This is a genomic window from Tildeniella sp. (genome assembly GCF_059505325.1).
This window is the reverse complement of the sequence record NZ_JCACKI010000013.1, coordinates 1-18187: the sequence shown is the minus strand read 5'-3', so window position 1 is coordinate 18187 and position 18187 is coordinate 1. Positions and strand designations below refer to the sequence as shown.

The following is an 18187-nucleotide window of genomic DNA, read 5'->3' as shown; positions in this document are numbered from 1 at the left end:
CCATCTACAATCCTCATGACTCAGCCAGACAGCATTGCGCCTCACGGTGGGCAACTCATTAACCGCATCGCCACACCAGACCAGCGCGCCGAATTGCTCGATAAAGCCGACTTTTTGCCTAGAGTGACGCTGGCAGCGCGGGCGGTTTCAGATCTGGAAATGATTGCGATCGGTGGCTTTAGTCCCCTCACGGGCTTTATGAATGAGGCGGACTATAACGGGGTCGTCAACGATATGCACCTGGCAAACGGCTTGCCCTGGTCGATCCCCATCACGCTACCTGTGTCAGAAGAAGAGGCGGCACCGCTTAAGGAAGGGAGCCTGATCCGCTTAGACAATCCCTACGGTACGTTTGTTGGCGTTTTGCAGTTGACCCAAAAATATCGCTACGACAAGCGACACGAAGCATTACTGGTCTACCGCACGAACGAAGAGAAGCATCCCGGCGTGTCGGTTGTTTACAAGCAGGGTGCGGTGAATCTGGCAGGCGATATCTGGCTGCTTCAGCGCAATCCTCATACGCTCTTTCCCACGTATCAAATCGATCCGCTGGAGTCGCGATCGCTCTTTCGGGGCAAAGGGTGGAGGTCGATCGTGGGTTTCCAAACGCGCAATCCCATCCATCGCGCTCACGAATACATCATCAAGTGTGCGCTCGAAACGGTTGATGGGCTGTTTTTGCACCCATTGGTCGGTGCCACGAAGGAAGACGACATTCCCGCCGATGTGCGGATGCGCTGCTACGAAATCATGCTGGAGCACTACTTTCCTAGAGAGCGGGTCATTCTAGCGATTAATCCCGCTGCCATGCGCTATGCCGGACCGCGTGAGGCAATTTTCCACGCCCTCGTCCGCAAAAACTACGGCTGTACTCATTTCATCGTTGGGCGCGATCATGCTGGCGTAGGCGACTACTACGGCACTTACGACGCGCAGTACATCTTTGATGAATTTGAACCCGGCGAACTGGGCATCACGCCGATGAAGTTTGAGCACGCCTTCTACTGCCTGCGAACGCAGTCAATGGCAACCACGAAAACCAGCCCCAGCACCCGCGAAGAGCGCATTCACCTGTCGGGAACCAAAGTGCGCGAACTCCTCCGTAAAGGGGAACTGCCGCCACCAGAATTTTCTCGCCCCGAAGTTGCGGCTGAGCTATTGAGAGCGATGCAGGCTCCAGAAATTTCGTATGAGATTTAGGTAGAAGGCAGAGGGCAGAAGGCTAAAGGCTAAAGGCTAAGTTTTTATACTTTATCCTTCATCCTTTATCCTTCCCTCCTCACTCCTCACTTAATCCTGCTGATGAGAAAACTGACGCGCTCCGATCGCTGAAAGCACGATCGCGGCTAAGAGCAGCACTGGAATGACATACCAGGGAAACTGCGAGAGCGATAGGTAGGCAGCCGCTCGTAGCCCCAAACTGGTGTAAGTAAGGGGCAAAAGATACACAATAACTTTGAGCGCGATCGGCAGCGTCACCGGATCAAAAAAGGTTGCACCCAGGAACGACATGGGCACAATGACGAAGTTGTTGTAAATGCCCACACTTTCCAGTGATTTGACATTCAGCCCCACGATCACACCCAGAGCTGAAAAGACAGCACAGTTCAGCAGCAGCACCAGCAGAAACAGCGGATTCAGAAAGCTCCATACTTTGCCAGTACAGAGAATGGCGACCAAAATCACCGATGCTGCGGTTAGCATCCCACGCACAATGCCTGCCATCATCTTGCCAATATGCAGCGCCAGAGGGTGCACGGGCATCAACAGCATTTCTTCAAAGGTTTTGGTGAAAAGACGATCGCCGCAGATTGAAAAGGTCGTGCCGCCAAAGCTAATCACCATTGATGACAGCGCCACCATACCGGGCAAAATAAACTGCAAATAATTATCCCCAGCCGAGGGCTTCATCGCAGAGTCGAGCGCACTCCCCAGCCCCAAACCAAAACCCACAATGTAGATCAATGGCGACACCAACCCAGAAGCGATGACCTGCACGAGTCGGACGCGGAGATCAAGCCAATCGCCCCAAAAGACAGTGAGACAATCGCTCCAAAGGGTCTGAAGCATAGAGCTTGAAGCAGGTTTACTGAACGGCAGTCGTGTTTGAAGGCTCACAGGCTTAACCAATTGATGGCGCTCGACTATTGTGACATCTTGCCTGCTCCTGCAACGACTTCGACCCTGGATGGTAAATTTGGCTTGGGATGGCACACCCATGAACTTTTTGTTGCTGCTGAGGATGAGAATACGCTAAGGTGACTCGCAGATGACAATAGCCATTCTTCCTGTGCAGGCTGCTCCCCATTCGCGGCATACTGAGAACAGAAGGGCACCTTCTAACGCTTTCCAAACCGGGTCAGATGACTATGAAACGTAAATCCAGGAACTCAGGCTCCAGCTATGACCGTGATATCGATCGCGATGAGCGTGATTACGACAGCTACCCCGCTTCAGATGCTTCAAAGCAAAAACCAGCGAAAGGCTCGATCGCGTCTCTGTTCAACGCCACGGCTCTAGCGGTACTCGCTGGTATTTTCATCTTAGGGATTGGGGTTGGTCTGGGCTTTAGCTCTGTTTCCAGCTCTGGCGCGGGTAAGATTGTGACCGACTTTGACCTGAGCCAGCGAGCGCCCAACGCCGAACTCTGCGCTCAGTTTGGTTCTGCCGCCATTACGATGGATACGCGTGTTTTTGTCACCCTGAACCCGCTGAACGTCTACGTCTCTCAACCCAGCACTCAGCCCGGATGCGTTCTCCGTACCAACAACTGGTCAATACTGGAGCAAAAAGGTTTGGTCAAGTCTGAGCAAGTACGCGACTGTAAAAACCGCATGAACACCTTCGGCTTTACGGATGCTCTGGAGCGATCGCCCAAAATCGACTGCATCTACCAGAACGACGCTGCCAAGAACTTCTTTCTCACTGATCCCGGTACAGGCGGAGCGCCAAAGCCAGAGAACGAGAAGTATTAAATTCAAATCGACTCAACACAGAGGCAGGGTTCACACGAATTCTGCCTCTGTGCTTTTTGATGCCGCACGGTTAGCTATTCTGCACCACGAAGATCCTGCGTCAACCGAACCTGAACTACCTGATCTGGTTGGATCGTGGCAGGTTTAGGTGCAGTCAGAAGCGTAGTTGCAGCGCCAGCAGCGGCTCCGCCAAGTGCACCCAAGCCGACCGAACCGCCGATCGCACCCAGCACACCACCTGCCAGTACGCCAATGCCAGAATTGAGTGCCAGATTATTACCTTCAACCTTGCGAGAACCATCGATCGTCTCAGACTGTGCCACTAACGGCACGGTACGCCCTGCGACGACGATCGCCTGCGTGACAAACTGACTGCCTGCCGCTGTGGTCTCAAACCGTCCCGTAACCGTACTGCCTGCGGGTGCCAGCAGGTTTCCAGAGCCATCACGCAGCTCTGTCAGTAGCACGAGTATTTCTTGCTGCGGGCGATCGGCGCTCAGCATCAAGGTAGAGTTGCCGGGATAACGCAGGTTAAGCGTTGTACCAGCAGGCAACAAAACATTGGGAGCAGCAGGCTTAAAGGCTTGGCGAACGCCATCGGTCGCCTTTGGCAAACCATTGAACGGTTGACCAACTCCAGCGGCAAGAGATCCTGCAGGCAGCGGTTGACCAAACTCTACGCTCGACACAGAGGCAGGGCTTCTTGGAGGCTGTTTGATGGTCGTGGCATCATAGCCTGGAGTGGTCAATGGCACCGCAGTCGCTGCGGGCTGTAGCGGTGCTTGCAATGGCACGCTATTTAGCGGTGGAGCAAGGTTTACGTTCGAGGAGGGCTGTTTCACCGTGTTGGCATCGTAAAACGTTTGTGCGGCTCCTGGCTGTACGGTTGTCGGTGCAGGAGTCTGTTGCAGAGGCGGTACGTCAACAGGTGGAACCACCGTCCCACTGGGAGAGAAGATAGAGGTTGGCGGTGCCGCTTCAATAACTGGTGGTGCGATCGTTGGCGCTAAGCTAGGCGTACCAACCCGAATGGGCGGCGGCACACTGACGCTTGGCTGGGAAGTGGAACTGGTAGAGATTCCATCCGGTGGAGCGTCTAAAGCAGCGTCGGGTTGCCCAGGTTTGGCTGGAGCCGTATTGAGCGACGAACCAGGAGTACTTAATGGAGGCACCGTAACGCTTGGTGTCGGTGCTAAGGACGCGGCTGCTAATGTTGTTGGAATGTCCAACGCTGGCAGGTTTGGTGCGACAGAAGCCTGTGTCGCACGGCTGGCAACTGTAGCCGGGGTTGGTTTGGCAGTTGCAGGCGCACTATTGAGGCTAACGGTTGCTTGTGGCGTTGGCTTGGTTGTTGATCGTGGCGTTGGATTAGCAACCGATCGTGGTGTTGGCTCGGCAGACTGAGGCGGAGAAGCTAAGGTCGGCTGAAGCGATGCTCTACTAGAAGAAAGCGCGGTGGGCGTTGGTACCGCGATCGCCACTCCACTGCGAGTATCTACCGCGACGTTTGGATCAACCGGAGGCGCTCCTACAGGGGGTAGAGGTGTAACCGTCGGCGTATTAGGATTCGGCGCGGAGGGCAGAACAGGCGCAAGTGCTACAGACGGAGCTGCAGTGGCGCTAGGAACGACAACAGAGGGCTTTTCATCGTTTCTAGCTTCTGTCGCAGGGATGGCTGAGGCGGGTGTTTGACTACTGCTCGCTACGGGTGGCGAAGGTACATTGCTTGTTGGTTTTAGCGGCTGGGGCTGCGCGATCGGTGTCTTTGTGTTAGCGGCTGCCGCAGCGGTTGATGCACTGGTAGCCGATGGCGTTGTCAGCGGTTTAGTTGCTGGCACGATCGGAACAATGGCACGTGTACGCGATTGATTAGGTGCTAACGGTTTGACTGCTACCGCATTAGCAGAGAATGACTTGGTGATCAGGGGTTGCAGCAGCCAGCGGGAATTGCCCGATCGAGCCGCATCATTTCCTATCTTTTGGAGCTTGACTTGACCGGGCGCGAGCGAAACGCCCGGTGAAATCTCCATGACAATGCGGGTCAGCCCTGGCTCAAACTGAGAAACTCGAATCTGGCGCACGGCACCAGCATACGTTTTCTGAGCGCTGACAGCACCGACAGCGGTATCAGGGAGGTCAACCACAATGCGGGCAGGTTGAGCCATCAAAAAATAGCGTGGAGTGGTGCCATCCTTAACGGTAATTTCGAGCTGATTTACCGCTGGATCAAAATTCCAATTGGTTAAGGACGCTGCCTGCACAGAAAGAACCGTTGCTTCTGTCGCCACTGCATTGAGAGCCGCGATCGATGCCGCAAGCAGCCGTCTTATAAAAGCTGACTGTATTGGTAGCGATCGCCGTTCGGGATGAGATCTTGATTCAAATTTCTGACTTTGCATCATCTTGTGCTAACCGCGTCCAACAAATCTGGCGTTTTGAGCTGGCTTTAAGGATAGTCGCAACTGGAACATTTAGCCATTACTGCACCCCTTTGGAACGCCAGTCAAAGCCATCAGCCTTTAAGCCTTTCTAAAACGTGTCCAAGGCTCAACTAAACGCGCTCAAACTGCGTTGTGCTGATGGCTGACTGTGATGGCTGTTGTTAACACGACTGACCGGGAACACACGACTGACCTTCACCCTATTTAGGGACAGCACCCCTACTCCATCCCATAATGGCACCAGATGTGGAGTTTGAATGCTTTGTTCGTTAAATTTTATTGCGCTTTATCTTGGTTCACAAAAAATTGAGGCGCTCCTGTGATGCGATCGCCTCAATCTGTTCACGTCGCTCACGATAGTCCGCGTCTTCTAGCACTGGCTGACTGTCATCCAGCGCGATCGTGTGCGTTAATTCAAGCCACGACGTGCAGCCACCATACGACTGGTCATAAGCAATAATCTGCGGTTGAGGCAGCGTGTAGACTCGCAGCAGCAACACATCGATTGGTTTAGTCGGCTTCCACTGTAGCCGTTCTGACACAAACGCTTCATTCCAGATGTGAAAAGGGAGTAGTGCCGCCAACGCTGCTGCATCGCTGATCTGAAACCGATCGCCGATCGTTGCCCATGAGCCAATGCGAACCGTTTCAGGGTGCCAACCCGACTCTACAGGTGTGATGGTAGCGGCATAGTACGGTTTAACCAGATGCGATCGCTGATGCTCATATGTGGGATACAGCAAGACACGATCGTGCGCGATCGTGAACCTACCGCCAGTTTCACGAATACCGCCCTTCCGCAGCAGTACGATCGTCTCACCCTGCTCCAGCGCCTTGACCGCCACCTGCCACTCTTTCAAGGCATGAATTAGCGTCTGCGTCGGTTCGATTGCCATTTCGCTACCCTCAACAATCTCCCTACCTAACGTGCAAATTCAGTGCTGCCTATCCCCACTCCCTACTCCCTACTCCCTATCCCTCACCGATCAAAAATCTTGGCAAAGAACTCTCCCACCACCATCACAAAAGGAAAAAGAATCCCTGCAAGACCGATCGAGCCGCTAAACTGTCCTAGCAAACTCAGTAACGTTTTGCTACCACTCGCCGCCCGCTCATTCGTCATGGCAATAAAGCGAGAACTGCCGCCTAAAATCAGTGCTCCACCGATCCCTAGTGGAATGCTAAGACCAAACCAAAACTTCAGGCGATCACTCGGTCGAATCGCTCCTAAACCTGGCAGCACCAAAAAACTGACGATCTCAATGACGATCCACAAGAGTATTCCCTTGAGAAAATCTTTTCGCCAGAGGTCGTCGAAAGAAAAGTTGCTCATAGTTGACTTAAGGTTAGACTCAATCGCTGAAGCAAAATACTTTCAGCGTTAATACGACTCCTGATGCTCAGTGTGCCGTCTTTAGGACAGCATTGTGCAGACTGGCTATGTGTGCATTATCCAATGCCGCTGCTCTCATTACCTTACGTCCAAAAGCCGTCTAGCGATCGACGCAATCTTCAGCATTTCTCAATGCTTTTAGAGCTAAGCGATGAGCATCGTTGACTAGGATGAAAACAAGCTACGATCGAACTCGCGCCAGTACACAACGCTGAACACCGCAGCATTCTCATCTTAAGAGGCAACGATGACAACCCACGATCTCCTGATGCTAGTGCTGATGCTATCTCCTGGCATCGTCCTTTCAGTCGCAATTATGGCAACCTTTGCCGCAGGCGGCTAAAGGTAGAGCGTGGGAACGTAGCGATCGAGAAGGTTTTGAGTTAGATTTCTGAGTTCCTGCTACCGCTTCCTTCAGCCCTCCTCTTTTAGCCTTTAGCACTCATCCCTTAGCCTTCTGTTCCTACACCGCTAAGCCAATCTCTCGCAGGCGTTGTTGAAGATACTCACCAGCGGTGATGCTGGGAAACTTTTGTGCCTCGCTTCTGGCGATGCAGTTTAGGAGAGGCGTGAGATCGACTTCAGCACGAGGGTGTACAAAGAACGGTATCGAAAACCGTCGTGCTCTACTATCAGCAGGGTTGATTACACGATGAGTAGTGCTTTTGAGTAGCCCATTCGTGAGTTGTTGGAGCATATCGCCACTATCGACGATGATCTGACCGGGTAGCGCTCGAATCGATCGCCAGGTGCCATCCCGTTGCAGCAATTCCAGCCCATCATCTGTGGCTTCGCATAAAAGTGTGAGTAAGTTAATGTCTTCATGGGCGGCAGCACGAAGACTCGCGGGATGGGCATCAGGCGCGATCGGTGGGTAGTGCAGCACTCGAAGAATCGTATCGCTATCGTGCGTCATGTCACTGAGCAAATTTTCTGGTTCGCCTAAATAAAGGGCGCAGGCTCTCAGCAGCTCGGTTGCACACGCATCTAGTTGTGCGTATAGCTGATTCATCACTGTGGCAAACGCAGGCACTTCTACGGGCGAGACGTTTGGCAGATAGGGAGCAGCGAGAGTCTGTTCAGGTGAAAGTTCTCGACCGACGTGCCAAAACTCCTTGAGATCAGAGACAGGATGATCTTTCGCGTGTTCACGCCCAAACGCTGTAAAGCCGCGCTGACCGTTTAGTGTTGGCTCCTCGTAGCGCCGTTTCACAGCTTCTGGTAGCGTAAAAAACGCTTCAGCTACCTCGTAGGCAGACTGAATCAGCGTTAAGTCAACCCCATGATGCGTTACGGCAAAGAAGCCAATGTCTTCTAGCGCTTTGCCCAGTTGAGTGACAAAGGCTTGGCGACGATCGCTTGCCTGATCGCTTGCCTGAAAATCGCGCAAATCCAGCACGGGAATAGTCTGTGTAAGAAGCATTGTGACGACAAGAAACGAACGACCAGAATTGGGTGTAGGGTGTGAAACGTAGGAAAAAAGGAGGCACACCTTGGCAACTATTATCTGGTTGATCTTAGTCTATGCACTGCTTGTCACGATCGGCGGCATTATCGGCTACGTCAAAGCGAAGAGCAACCAATCGCTCATTTCAGGTTTGGGCAGCGGGGCTGCATTGGCGATCGCCTGGTATGTTAGTATACAAAATCCTATGCTTGGATTGGCACTAGCTGCCCTGATTGCCTTAGCCTTGCTAGTTGTTTTTGCCCTTCGCTTTCGGTCAACAAGCAAATTTATGCCTGCTGGTTTATTGGCGCTTTTGAGTTTGGCAGCTACGGTTTTGTTTGCGATCGGGTGGTCGATGTTTCAGCAGGCTTAAGGCGCGACCCAGTCAGTGGTTTCATTTCACAATGCCTCTGGATTGATGCCCAGTTCTCTGAGTTTGGCTGCCAGTTTATCCGATCGCTGCCGTTCCTGTTCTAACTGCTGTTGGGCTTGCTGATTCTGCTCTGCCAATTCTAAGTTCTGCTCTATCAGTTCTAGATAGGTTGCAAACTTCTCGCCATCAGAGCGATAGATTTCTAACTCTCCATTGACCAGCTCAAAGCGAACGGTTAAACGGGGACTAACCCATCCGATCGGGTTTTCAATCACCTCCAAGAAATCGCCAGAGCGCAGCCAACCGCTGAAGTCTCCTTTGTCTGGATCGTAGAGATAATATTCCTCGACTCCATAACGTTCATAGAAGCGGAACTTCTTCGCCATTTTTACGAGCGTGTTTCCAGGAGAGAGAATTTCGGCGTTGCTGAATCGAGGTATGAACCGCAAAATCCGCCCTCACCCTAACCCTCTCCCAAAGGGCGAGGGGACAAGAATTCTAGCTCCCTTCTCCCCAGGGAGAAGGGCTGGGGATGAGGGAAAATCATACTTGCATTCAGCAACGCCAGAATTTCAAAAGCGACTTGAGGTGGAATGTGATCTTCTTGCCATTGCTGGTAAGAGCCACGATCGCCTTTTGGACGACCAAAAATCACCATCGTATCGGGAGCGGCTTTCATCGTGTTGCTGCCCTCGACGGGATACCAGAGCAAATCGCCAGCGACAAAAACGTTGGGATCATACTTAAACAGCGCTTCGCAGCCCAGCTTGACGGTGACAATCCAGTTAAACTGCTTCGTATGATCAGACAGCGGTTGTCCATCGCTGTCAGGATAAGTGACCTGGTCCAAAGCAGGCGATCGCGTCATGTCAGCTTATCCTCACTTAGCAGCAAACTGAAGCACCTGATTCAACTTACCACTACGAAATCCTTCCAGGTCGAGGGTGACGTAGAGAAAGCCGAAGGATTGAAAGGTCTCGACCAGAGCGGGCAAATCTGTCGTTAAGACGAATTCTTTAAGCTCCTCAGCGGGAAGTTCAATCCGAGCGGTATCACCTTCAGAACGGACTCGAAAGGTTCTCATCCCCATCCGCCGGAGCGAGGCTTCGGCTCTACCAACGCGCTGCAATTTGGCGATCGTAATTTCCTCGCCGTAGGGAAACCGCGAACTAAGGCATGGTTGAGCAGGCTTATCCCAGCAGTCAAGCCCTAAGTGCCTTGCAAGTTCGCGGACTTCTGCTTTGGTAATGCCAAGTTCTGCAAGCGGCGATCGGGCACCGCGTTCTTTTGCTGCCTGAATGCCCGGTCGGTAGTCGGATAGATCATCTGCGTTCACGCCATCCACCACGTAGGGGTAGCCGCGCTCTAGCGCCAGCGGTTTCAGCGTATCGTGCAGTTCACTTTTGCAAAAATAGCAGCGATTCACCGGGTTTGCCGTGTAGTTGGGATTGTCCATTTCGTGGGTGCGTACCAACTCGTGAGCAATACCAATGTCTACTGCCTGAATGCCCGCCTCTTCCAAATCTTCTGGCAAGAGAGAGGGTGAAACGGCGGTGACAGCAAGGGCACGATCGCCCAACACATCGTAGGCAACTTTGGCAACCAAGGTGCTATCAATGCCACCAGAATAGGCAATTAGCGCCCGTTCCATCTCGGCAAACAGTGTTTTTAGTTGTGTCAGCTTTTTTGTCAGCATTGCTCAAACGCCCCCAGCGATCGTCAAAAGGAAAGTCCCTCCCTTACAACCTTAACGTTTCTGTTGGTGTGCTAGTGGCTAACAGCAGTGGGTGCTCGATAGAAACGTTGTGCCACGCCATAGACAACGTTCCTGAATGGACTGGTGACTCCAACCGTTCTTACTTACGCGTTTGGCAGGCAAGGTTGATGCGATCGCCCAATTGCCGTAAGGTTTGCGCCATGCTGGGATCGTTCTCTTTGAGCTGAGCGATTTTGTCGCAGCTATACATGACAGTGGTGTGGTCTTTGCCACCAAACTCTTCGCCGATTTTGGGCAAGCTCAGATCAGTGTGGTGCCGCATCAGGTACATGCCAATTTGACGGGCAACGCTGATTTCGCGGCGGCGGGAACTTCCTTTCAGGTCATCGACCGACACATCAAAGACTTCGGCGATCGCTAAGATGACCGCTTCTGGCGATGCTTCGACTTTCTCCACAGGTGGATTGAGAACTGGAGCAATATTCTCTACCGTCATCGGCAGCCCTGAGATGGAGATGTAGGCAACCGCTCGAATCAAAGCCCCTTCCAGTTCACGAATGTTGTTGGTGTAGCTAGAGGCGATGTATTCAATTACCTCGCGGGGCAGGCGCATGTTTTCGTATTCGGCTTTCTTTTGCAGAATTGCCATGCGTGTTTCCAGGTCAGGGGGCTGAATGTCCGCAATTAAGCCCATTGAGAAGCGCGAACACAGTCGTTCCTGGAGGCGTGGGATCTGGTTAGGGGGGCGATCGGATGCCAGTACGACCTGTTTACCCGTCTCATGTAGCGTGTTGAAGGTGTGAAAAAACTCTTCTTGAGTGTATTCCTTGCCTTCAATAAACTGAATATCATCGACCAGCAGCACATCCACCGCGCGATACCGTTCCTGAAAGCTCTGCCGACTGTCCTTGCGAATCGCGGTAATCAGATCATTGGTGAACTGTTCGGTAGAAACATAAACAATGCGTGAGGTCGAGCAAATTTCGAGCCGATAGTGCCCGATCGCCTGCATCAGATGCGTTTTGCCCAGTCCGACTCCGCCACATAAAAAGAGGGGATTAAACTCGCGTCCGGGCGACTCGGCAACTGCTAACGAAGCTGCGTGCGCCATGCGGTTGTTAGAGCCAACGACCAGGCGCGAGAACACATATTTAGAATTTAAATCACTCCGCGCACCGTTGCCATTGGAGGTAGCTGCCGTGGGGCTGGCTGGCGGTGCATCAGACAGGTTTGCCTGAGATGGGAGGGGCCAAAACATATCGGCGTTATCGGTTGTGGCATCATCCCCTTGAGCGATCGTGATGTGGATGTCGATCGGGTGCCCCATCACTTCCTGGACGACTTCGGCGATCGTCTTGATGTAGTACTTTTGGAGCCAGTTACGGGCAAAGGGATTGGGCGTACGAATGACCAGACAGTTATCGTCTAGCTGTTCTGCCACTGCCGTTTTAATCCAGGTTTCAAAGGTGGGGCGACTGAGCTGGATCTGTAACCGTTCCAGCACCTGCGTCCAAAGATTTTCGAGCGTAATTTCGACCACGAACCGTTACCCCTTACCAATAAATGGCGACTTGAAACCGAGTGAACCGGAAAACCCGACTCCCCTACTGGGGCTGCCATCATGGCACTGCCCTCAAAAGATGCACCGAAATTAGCTTAATTGCAAGTCTAGAGTGAGCAAATTGACAATCAGCTTAGGTAAGCAACGCTAAACATCTGGCTCCATATATAGCGTTCGATTTGCTTAGTTAGTTTAGTAGTAGCGTATCAGATCCTGCTGGGGACGATCGTGCTCGGTTTAGCAGTTGGGCTTTACTGCCAAGCAGCTTTACCCTAATTGAGTTCTGTCTACGTCAAGAGACGTAGAGGCGCTGTGGTTCAGCACTCAACGCGTTAGGGCAGCGCGATCGTGGACAAAAGGAGCGAAGACGAAACCAGTCCCTCAATAGATTTGCAGAAGAGCAGTCTACCTGATTTTCCACAGGCAAACGACTGCACTTAGACCATCTTTAGAATTTGAGGGGATAGAAGGCAGAGGGCAAAGGGCAGAGGGCAAAGGGCAGAGGGCAGAGGGCAGAAGGGAAGGTTTGAGTTCAGGGTCAGCATTCAACAGCAGCTTTTAAGCCTTGAGATTGCTGCCTCCTGCCTCCTGCCTCTTCGCGGAAGTGAGGTGTGAGGAGTATTAGCTTCTGCCTCCTGCCTCCTGCCTCCTGCCTCCTGCCTCCTGCCTTCTGCCTCTCCTACTCACTTACTTCCCCGCTTCTGCAGGCTGTGCTGCTTCTGGCAGGTTGGCTTCCATTTTGAGGCAGTTTAAGCCATCGACTTGAAGTTGATACTCGACGCGATCCATCAGGCGATTCAAGATGAGCCAGCCGTAGCCACCTTCTTGCATTAATTCCGGGGTCGGCTCCGCGTAGGTAGCCACATCATAGCCAGTGCCGTGATCCCAAATTTCGAGGGCGATATCCCGCTCTTGCAATTCGAGTCGAATGAGCACAGGTAAGGCAGGTTGGTCTTTGTGAGCATGACGGACGACGTTGGAGTATGCCTCAACCAGCACCAGCCGCAGACGATTGGATTGTCGAGTCCAGTCAACGCGATCGCCCAGTTCAACCTCTAAGCTGTCCAAGAGCCAATTTTCGACCACTGCCAAAAACTTTAGATCGCTGGGTACGTGAAGCTCAGTTCTCATTAACTACAGAACCTCCAGAGAGAGTATGGTCTGGTCGTCTTCTTGGATTGTATTGTGCGATCGAATCCGCGAAAGTAAGTGGCTCAAGTCAAGCGGTGCATGTTCTTGCATCAGCATTTGCCATAAACCAGCCTGTTGCAGCATGGCAGTCACTGTTGGAAGGGTGCCTGTACCACCATTACCAGCGCCATTACCAGCGGTTGCAACGGTCGCTTCCGTAATACCGTCACTGGTCAGCAGCAGTACTTCACCTGAATTCAGCTCCATACTGCCAGCCGCAGCTTTCCAGATGGGTAGAATGCCCAACGGTACGCCGCGCACTTTCAGATAATGCGGCTCGACGAGGGATGATCCTTGCGCGGCAACCTGCGCGGCGACGTTGCGGCTTGACCATACCAGAGGGTAGATGTGTCCAGCATTGGCATAAACGAGCTGGCGAGTAGACGGGCTGTAGCGCGCCAGTACCATGGTAATAAAGCAATTGGTGCTCACCAAGTCCTCAGAAAGGCTGCGGTTTAAGTTTTGCATGACCAGATGCGGTTCGGGTGGTACTTCCTGAGAAAGCTCTCGCCGCAAAACTGAAATGGCACTTGCCATAAACAGGGCGGCAGGCACCCCCTTGCCAGAGACATCGCCGACGGCTAACCAAATGTCGCCTTGAGGATGGGCGTACACCTCAAAAAAGTCGCCACCCACTTCACGCGCTGGGAAGCAGCACGCCTGAACTTTCATGCCATCCAGGTCAGGCAGGCTTTGGCGTAACAGATTGCCTTGAATCTGACGGGCAACCGCGAGTTCTGCCCGCATCTGTTCTGCTTGCTCTTGGGTACGCTGATAGAGCTTTGCTTGCGATAGAGCTAATGCTGCCTGGTCGGCAACACCCTGAATGAGTTCAATGTCTTCAGTTGACCAGGGTGGCTCGATCGCCCCCCGATCGAGCGACAGCACCGCCAGAAACTCTTGTTGATAGATGAAGGGTACAACGAACTGAAAGCCCTTTCCGGCGTGCCCTTGCGCTGTTTGAATCTGACGCGTTTGCAACGTCATTTGCATAAGGGGATCGTCAGTTGTGTCACTTAGAGTTTGCTGCCTATCCTGACATTCCTGAGCACCTTCCTGGTAGATAAAGGCTTCTGGTACCAGGCAATCGTCCTCAACGGGACGCAGCACACAACGGCTTGCCCCAAATGTTTGTCCCACTGTCCTGGCTACAGTATGCAGGATACTATCATAGTCAAGGGATTCTCGAATCGCAGTAGTCATGGCGTTAAACAGCGATTCGCGTCGGAGTGCCCGTCTGAGTTCATTCGTACGCTGCTTAAGCACCTGATACGTTTCAGCCGCTTGCTGGACAATACTTTTCAGTTGCTCAGGGTTCCATGGCTTGGTGATGTACTTGAAGACTTTGCCAGAGTTGATGGCTTCTACGAGATCTTCAACATCGGTATAGCCAGTGAGCACGATCCGAATCGTATCGGGATAGCGATCGACCGTTTTGCTGAGAAATTCTGTCCCCAGCATTTCGGGCATCCGCTGGTCTGAAATGATGATCGCCATTTCTCCCTGCTGCTCCAAGATTTGCAGTGCCGCGATCGCGCTCTCGGCAGCAATCACCTCAAAGTCACGCCGAAACGTGCGATAAAGCAGATCCAGGTTGTCTGGCTCATCATCAACCACCAGCAGCTTAAGCTTCGTCCTCGTTCCGTGAGTCATGCCAATACTCCACTATTAAGCACAAGGGTACCCTGCCGCAAAGCCTCACCAACACGCTACTAGCGATACCGATTCACTAGCATAAAGTACCCTGTTTAGTTTGAGCTTGATCAATGCGAGCGTTACCAACCGTACGCGAAGGTAGGAGGCGGTACTCAAAAAAGAGTCGGAAAGCAATTCCGAACATAACACTCCTCACTCCTCACTCCTCTCTTGTGTGCGGCGAAATTGATACGATTCTGCTTTTGCGCCCCAAACTTGCTTACCTGTCGCGTCGAAACCGCGATCCCAGGTATCCATACCAATGGAGCGCAGCACAATATGGTTCTTGATTCTCACCGCGCCTCTGACGTTAGCAGGACAACCATCAACTGGTGTATTGCCCACATAGTTGTCACCGGAGCGGCGGAGAAAGACACTGCAAATAGCGGTACCCATCGCTTCAGGTTTTACTACGCGATCGACCGCAGCTTTGTTGCAGAAATTAATCCATGCCGTAGCCTGAGCAGGTTTGAAGGAACGCGATTGCACGCTCTGACTGACAGGACTGGCGCTAAGCTGCAAAAAACGCTGTCGATATGGTTTGGCTAAAGCGTTAGCAAGCGCTTGCTCCTGATAGAGCACGATCGCCTGACGCTGCACTCCGTCTCTGCCTGTCAAAGTGACCTGGCACGTTGTCATGCGAACATCGGAGATTTTGGGATTGACACTCGCCTGTGCCGCAGTAGACATGACACCTTCCAACCGAGCAGCAACCACTTTGACCTGCTGCTCCAATGGCATCGGAGCATCGGCACACGCAAGCTGAACCGTTGTCATGAGGCAAAAAGTTGTCAGCGCGATCGTGGATCGATACATCACAGCACACTACCGCATCATCAAAAATGTTTGTTCTTTTCAAGATGGTATCGCGCTCCAAGGTAAAAACCCGGTTTCTGCATCACGCAACGCTTTTTCCTTCAGCCTCCTCTGGCAAGCCACGTATCTGCTTGCGCTAATTGCGCTTGCCAGGTGGCATAGCCGTTTGCATTCAAATGCAACCCATCTGTGGTTAGCTCACGACGCAAGCTACCGTCTGCATCAGTAAATTGGGAGTAGAGATCCAGGAAGATTGCACCATCCTGTTTGGCGATCGCGGCGAGTTGTTCATTAAGCCAGCCAATGCGGTTACCAGGAACAATCGCTGTTCGAGTGGGTAGAATGGATTGCACAACAATACGGGCATGTGGATGTGACTGCTGTAAGCGGCGCACAATCTGGCGGAGATTCCACAAAATGTCGTTATCGGTTGCGCCTTGCTTCAGGTCATTAATACCAGCCATCACGTAAATTGCTTGAGGACGAGCATTGGCAAACGCAGGTAACCGCTGAAGGATCGCGCTGGTGTTTTCGCCAGAAATCGCCTGGTTGAGCCAGAGTTGCCCCGTTGGGAGACGATCGCTTGGAAACCACAGGCTCAGCGAATCGCCTACCATCACCGACAGGCGACGGTTGCCTTGTCCGCCAGTTGCCGCTTTCGCCTCTAACGCAAGCAGGGTTCGCCACTGGTTATAGGTTGGCTCTCCAGTTGCCCGCAGCCAGATATCGCGGAAACTGTCGATCGGTAAGCGCGTGTAAAGCCTGCCCGATCGCAGAGCGGCAAAGCGCTGCCAGTAAAACTGACTACACGAACTGGGCAAGCCAAACTTGGGCTGAGAAAATTCGGTGGCATCCTGTCTGGAGTCCGGTTGCACATTTGGCTGCAAGAGTGCTTTAGGCTGAGATGCGTTCTTTGACGAATGCTTCCGACGAGAGCGTGTCGACTTGCGGTCAAACGCTACGAACGCTGCTGATGGTGGTGCATTGATCGAAGTTGGCTGGGCTAAGCCTTTAGCCAACACGGTCGCCAACAGAGAAAGATCAGTCATTGTCGCTGCAAGAAACTTATGCTTTCCTAGTCACGATCGTCCGACCGAATCAGGAAAGTTTTTGGCAAGATTTGCATCGCCAAGGCACTTTCTGCTTCCATAACGCCACTTTTGTGGAACGATCGAGCGCTTCGGGGAAACTGTCTCAGATTGAGAGCCGACGCAGAGAGACTTTCTTCACAAGAAGCTGTTGCTCATCCAGAAGCCGTCCTTGGCAACTACAGCGATTCTTGCTTGAGTGTGGTGAAAGCCTTTAAGTCTTAAGGCAAAAGGAAAACTGCCCTCTGCCCTCTGCCCTCTGCCCTCTTCACTTGTTTAGAGACTGCTGCACCACTTTTTTACGTCTCAACTATTGCTGCAAGCCGCAGAGGTAAAATAAAAGTTAGAAAAGTTTGTCCACAACAATTGGCACAAAAGCTGCCTTGTCAATCTTTCTTAACCCAATAGTTGTCGCTTAATGACGTTTTATTTCGATACTGGAGCGAAAAATGACGATTAATTGTGCTGAAGCCTGTGTAAAAGGGTGTGTATTGGGAGACCAATGCCCAAACCTGGAATATAAAGCTAAAGCAGCTAAGTTTATTAGCGAAACCTCATTAGATCAAATGCTGGAGATGGCAGAAAACGCTGTGAGGAAAAAGCGTATGGAGCCGCCCCAGTGGATTTTGCCCGAAGATCAATAGCAGCAAAGATAGGCAAATTTTCAGATTGAAAAGTTCGGTAAGAGCGCATAGCATTCTTACCGAACCTGAAATTTTGCGGCGCTATTAATGGACGAGAGTATGCAAATAGATGGCTAAGAGCCATTCAAATTTGAAACGGACTAATCAACCAAGCTTGAACAAGACAGTCAATGTGACAAAGTTGCTTAGGAGCGTGGATTAAATAATCTGTGTAGGTTGGGTTGAGCTTTGCGAACCCAACGCCCCGACGATATTAGGTTTCGCGTCTCAACCCAACCTACGAAAATCGGCGTTATTTGATTCTCAGTCCCTAGCACCGAATTAAACTGCACCATCATTCAAAAGGCAAGCTCTTAGACAGTGCGGCGAGTGAGAAGACCCCAAAGAAAGATGGCAACGATCGCGCCTAGCACAGCAACCAAAACGCCAGGAATACTCAAGCTTGTAGCTGCCAACTGAAGCGTACCAGTATTGATCAAGCTAAACAATGAACCACCCACAAAAGCACCGATGATACCTAAGACGATCGTGCCAAGGATGCCGCCGCCCTGAGGACCTGGATAAATCGCCTTAGCGATCGCACCCGCGATTAAGCCCAAAACAATCCAAGCAATGATATTCATAATCTCTTACCTAAGCCTCTAATGTTGACATAACCAATCTATCAGGTGGTTCAGCCTTGACTAATCTGCCGAAGGAGATAACTCCTGGTATCCACAAGGTAGAGACTGGCATGGATACGAAAGCCCCCCGCTCTGTATAGCGCTTCTCGTTTTAGTACGGTACAAGCTCTTAGAGGATGTTTTAAAAGTGTCTGGCGGTTAAAACCGCGACTACGTAGACAAA

General features: G+C 52.0%; 17 protein-coding genes and 2 pseudogenes. 5 read left to right on the top strand and 14 right to left on the bottom strand.

Translation table 11 applies throughout. From position 1 onward, the window contains the following. Nucleotides 1-15 precede the first annotated feature (15 nt). A complete protein-coding gene (gene sat / locus AC5JO6_RS05700; protein WP_496080158.1) occupies nucleotides 16-1200 on the top strand; it encodes a sulfate adenylyltransferase in 1185 nt (394 codons plus the stop codon). Nucleotides 1201-1290: 90 nt separating this feature from the next. Here sat and AC5JO6_RS05695 read toward each other — a convergent pair whose 3' ends face one another. Further along, on the bottom strand, nucleotides 1291-2070 hold the full coding sequence (locus tag AC5JO6_RS05695) for an ABC transporter permease (RefSeq protein WP_496080081.1): 780 nt from the start codon (nucleotides 2068-2070) through the stop codon (nucleotides 1291-1293). Nucleotides 2071-2133: 63 nt separating this feature from the next. Between AC5JO6_RS05695 and AC5JO6_RS05690 the strand changes: the two genes are divergently transcribed. Together AC5JO6_RS05690 and AC5JO6_RS05685 are read left to right on the top strand one after the other, a co-directional pair. Then, complete coding sequence (locus tag AC5JO6_RS05690) at nucleotides 2134-2262, top strand: hypothetical protein (RefSeq protein ID WP_496080080.1); 129 nt, start codon at nucleotides 2134-2136, stop codon at nucleotides 2260-2262. A gap of 107 nt (nucleotides 2263-2369) precedes the next feature. Beyond that, nucleotides 2370-2975: a DUF3172 domain-containing protein gene (locus AC5JO6_RS05685; protein WP_496080079.1), complete on the top strand. Its 606-nt coding sequence runs from the start codon at nucleotides 2370-2372 to the stop codon at nucleotides 2973-2975. Nucleotides 2976-3049: 74 nt separating this feature from the next. Here AC5JO6_RS05685 and AC5JO6_RS05680 read toward each other — a convergent pair whose 3' ends face one another. The 4 genes from AC5JO6_RS05680 to AC5JO6_RS05665 all read right to left on the bottom strand — a co-directional run bounded on the left by AC5JO6_RS05680 (nucleotide 3050) and on the right by AC5JO6_RS05665 (nucleotide 8232). Continuing rightward, nucleotides 3050-5377, bottom strand: coding sequence for an AMIN domain-containing protein (locus AC5JO6_RS05680; RefSeq protein ID WP_496080078.1), 2328 nt, complete (start codon nucleotides 5375-5377; stop codon nucleotides 3050-3052). Nucleotides 5378-5712: 335 nt separating this feature from the next. Beyond that, the gene (locus AC5JO6_RS05675; RefSeq protein ID WP_496080077.1) at nucleotides 5713-6312 is read right to left on the bottom strand and encodes a DUF1802 family protein; all 600 of its coding nucleotides are present in this window, start codon (nucleotides 6310-6312) and stop codon (nucleotides 5713-5715) included. Between the two features lie 83 nt (nucleotides 6313-6395). Beyond that, nucleotides 6396-6749 carry a hypothetical protein gene (locus tag AC5JO6_RS05670; RefSeq protein WP_496080076.1) on the bottom strand — a complete coding sequence of 118 codons (354 nt, stop codon included), beginning with the start codon at nucleotides 6747-6749 and terminating at the stop codon, nucleotides 6396-6398. A 523-nt stretch (nucleotides 6750-7272) separates the two neighbouring features. Further along, nucleotides 7273-8232 (bottom strand): isopenicillin N synthase family dioxygenase, encoded by a 960-nt coding sequence (locus AC5JO6_RS05665; protein WP_496080075.1) that lies wholly within the window; start codon nucleotides 8230-8232, stop codon nucleotides 7273-7275. A gap of 70 nt (nucleotides 8233-8302) precedes the next feature. Here AC5JO6_RS05665 and AC5JO6_RS05660 point away from each other — a divergent pair, with 70 nt between their 5' ends. Further along, nucleotides 8303-8629 (top strand): TMEM14 family protein, encoded by a 327-nt coding sequence (locus AC5JO6_RS05660; RefSeq protein ID WP_496080074.1) that lies wholly within the window; start codon nucleotides 8303-8305, stop codon nucleotides 8627-8629. A 26-nt stretch (nucleotides 8630-8655) separates the two neighbouring features. Here AC5JO6_RS05660 and AC5JO6_RS05655 read toward each other — a convergent pair. From AC5JO6_RS05655 to AC5JO6_RS05620, 8 genes and pseudogenes are all read right to left on the bottom strand, one after another. Continuing rightward, nucleotides 8656-9048 (bottom strand): annotated as a pseudogene (locus tag AC5JO6_RS05655) (Uma2 family endonuclease); the annotation flags it as partial. A 155-nt stretch (nucleotides 9049-9203) separates the two neighbouring features. After that, a pseudogene (locus tag AC5JO6_RS05650) lies at nucleotides 9204-9497 on the bottom strand (Uma2 family endonuclease); the annotation flags it as partial. Between the two features lie 12 nt (nucleotides 9498-9509). Next, nucleotides 9510-10325 (bottom strand): ATP-dependent sacrificial sulfur transferase LarE, encoded by an 816-nt coding sequence (gene larE, locus AC5JO6_RS05645; protein ID WP_496080073.1) that lies wholly within the window; start codon nucleotides 10323-10325, stop codon nucleotides 9510-9512. A 160-nt stretch (nucleotides 10326-10485) separates the two neighbouring features. Then, nucleotides 10486-11886 carry a chromosomal replication initiator protein DnaA gene (gene dnaA / locus AC5JO6_RS05640; protein WP_496080072.1) on the bottom strand — a complete coding sequence of 467 codons (1401 nt, stop codon included), beginning with the start codon at nucleotides 11884-11886 and terminating at the stop codon, nucleotides 10486-10488. 708 nt (nucleotides 11887-12594) lie between these two features. Beyond that, a complete protein-coding gene (locus AC5JO6_RS05635; RefSeq protein ID WP_496080071.1) occupies nucleotides 12595-13038 on the bottom strand; it encodes an ATP-binding protein in 444 nt (147 codons plus the stop codon). A 3-nt stretch (nucleotides 13039-13041) separates the two neighbouring features. After that, a complete protein-coding gene (locus AC5JO6_RS05630) occupies nucleotides 13042-14751 on the bottom strand; it encodes a SpoIIE family protein phosphatase (protein WP_496080070.1) in 1710 nt (569 codons plus the stop codon). Between the two features lie 195 nt (nucleotides 14752-14946). Then, nucleotides 14947-15609, bottom strand: coding sequence for a chromophore lyase CpcT/CpeT (locus AC5JO6_RS05625; protein WP_496080157.1), 663 nt, complete (start codon nucleotides 15607-15609; stop codon nucleotides 14947-14949). Nucleotides 15610-15710: 101 nt separating this feature from the next. Further along, complete coding sequence (locus AC5JO6_RS05620) at nucleotides 15711-16658, bottom strand: GDSL-type esterase/lipase family protein (protein WP_496080069.1); 948 nt, start codon at nucleotides 16656-16658, stop codon at nucleotides 15711-15713. A 488-nt stretch (nucleotides 16659-17146) separates the two neighbouring features. Between AC5JO6_RS05620 and AC5JO6_RS05615 the strand changes: the two genes are divergently transcribed. Further along, nucleotides 17147-17341, top strand: coding sequence for a hypothetical protein (locus tag AC5JO6_RS05615; protein WP_496080068.1), 195 nt, complete (start codon nucleotides 17147-17149; stop codon nucleotides 17339-17341). A 353-nt stretch (nucleotides 17342-17694) separates the two neighbouring features. On the opposite strand, the gene AC5JO6_RS05610 is transcribed toward AC5JO6_RS05615, so the two are convergent. Beyond that, a complete protein-coding gene (locus tag AC5JO6_RS05610; protein WP_496080067.1) occupies nucleotides 17695-17964 on the bottom strand; it encodes a GlsB/YeaQ/YmgE family stress response membrane protein in 270 nt (89 codons plus the stop codon). Nucleotides 17965-18187 lie beyond the last annotated feature (223 nt).

Bases quoted from the DNA above. Each gene is read 5' to 3' on its own strand.
- AC5JO6_RS05630 (WP_496080070.1), bottom strand. From the start codon at position 14,751: ATGACTCACGGAACGAGGACGAAGCTTAAGCTGCTGGTGGTTGATGAT.
- AC5JO6_RS05635 (WP_496080071.1), bottom strand. From the start codon at position 13,038: ATGAGAACTGAGCTTCACGTACCCAGCGATCTAAAGTTTTTGGCAGTG.
- sat (WP_496080158.1), top strand. From the start codon at position 16: ATGACTCAGCCAGACAGCATTGCGCCTCACGGTGGGCAACTCATTAAC.
- AC5JO6_RS05695 (WP_496080081.1), bottom strand. From the start codon at position 2,070: ATGCTTCAGACCCTTTGGAGCGATTGTCTCACTGTCTTTTGGGGCGAT.
- AC5JO6_RS05690 (WP_496080080.1), top strand. From the start codon at position 2,134: ATGGCGCTCGACTATTGTGACATCTTGCCTGCTCCTGCAACGACTTCG.
- AC5JO6_RS05685 (WP_496080079.1), top strand. From the start codon at position 2,370: ATGAAACGTAAATCCAGGAACTCAGGCTCCAGCTATGACCGTGATATC.
- AC5JO6_RS05670 (WP_496080076.1), bottom strand. From the start codon at position 6,749: ATGAGCAACTTTTCTTTCGACGACCTCTGGCGAAAAGATTTTCTCAAG.
- AC5JO6_RS05610 (WP_496080067.1), bottom strand. From the start codon at position 17,964: ATGAATATCATTGCTTGGATTGTTTTGGGCTTAATCGCGGGTGCGATC.
- AC5JO6_RS05665 (WP_496080075.1), bottom strand. From the start codon at position 8,232: ATGCTTCTTACACAGACTATTCCCGTGCTGGATTTGCGCGATTTTCAG.
- AC5JO6_RS05625 (WP_496080157.1), bottom strand. From the start codon at position 15,609: ATGTATCGATCCACGATCGCGCTGACAACTTTTTGCCTCATGACAACG.
- AC5JO6_RS05675 (WP_496080077.1), bottom strand. From the start codon at position 6,312: ATGGCAATCGAACCGACGCAGACGCTAATTCATGCCTTGAAAGAGTGG.
- AC5JO6_RS05680 (WP_496080078.1), bottom strand. From the start codon at position 5,377: ATGATGCAAAGTCAGAAATTTGAATCAAGATCTCATCCCGAACGGCGA.
- AC5JO6_RS05620 (WP_496080069.1), bottom strand. From the start codon at position 16,658: ATGACTGATCTTTCTCTGTTGGCGACCGTGTTGGCTAAAGGCTTAGCC.
- larE (WP_496080073.1), bottom strand. From the start codon at position 10,325: ATGCTGACAAAAAAGCTGACACAACTAAAAACACTGTTTGCCGAGATG.
- AC5JO6_RS05615 (WP_496080068.1), top strand. From the start codon at position 17,147: ATGACGATTAATTGTGCTGAAGCCTGTGTAAAAGGGTGTGTATTGGGA.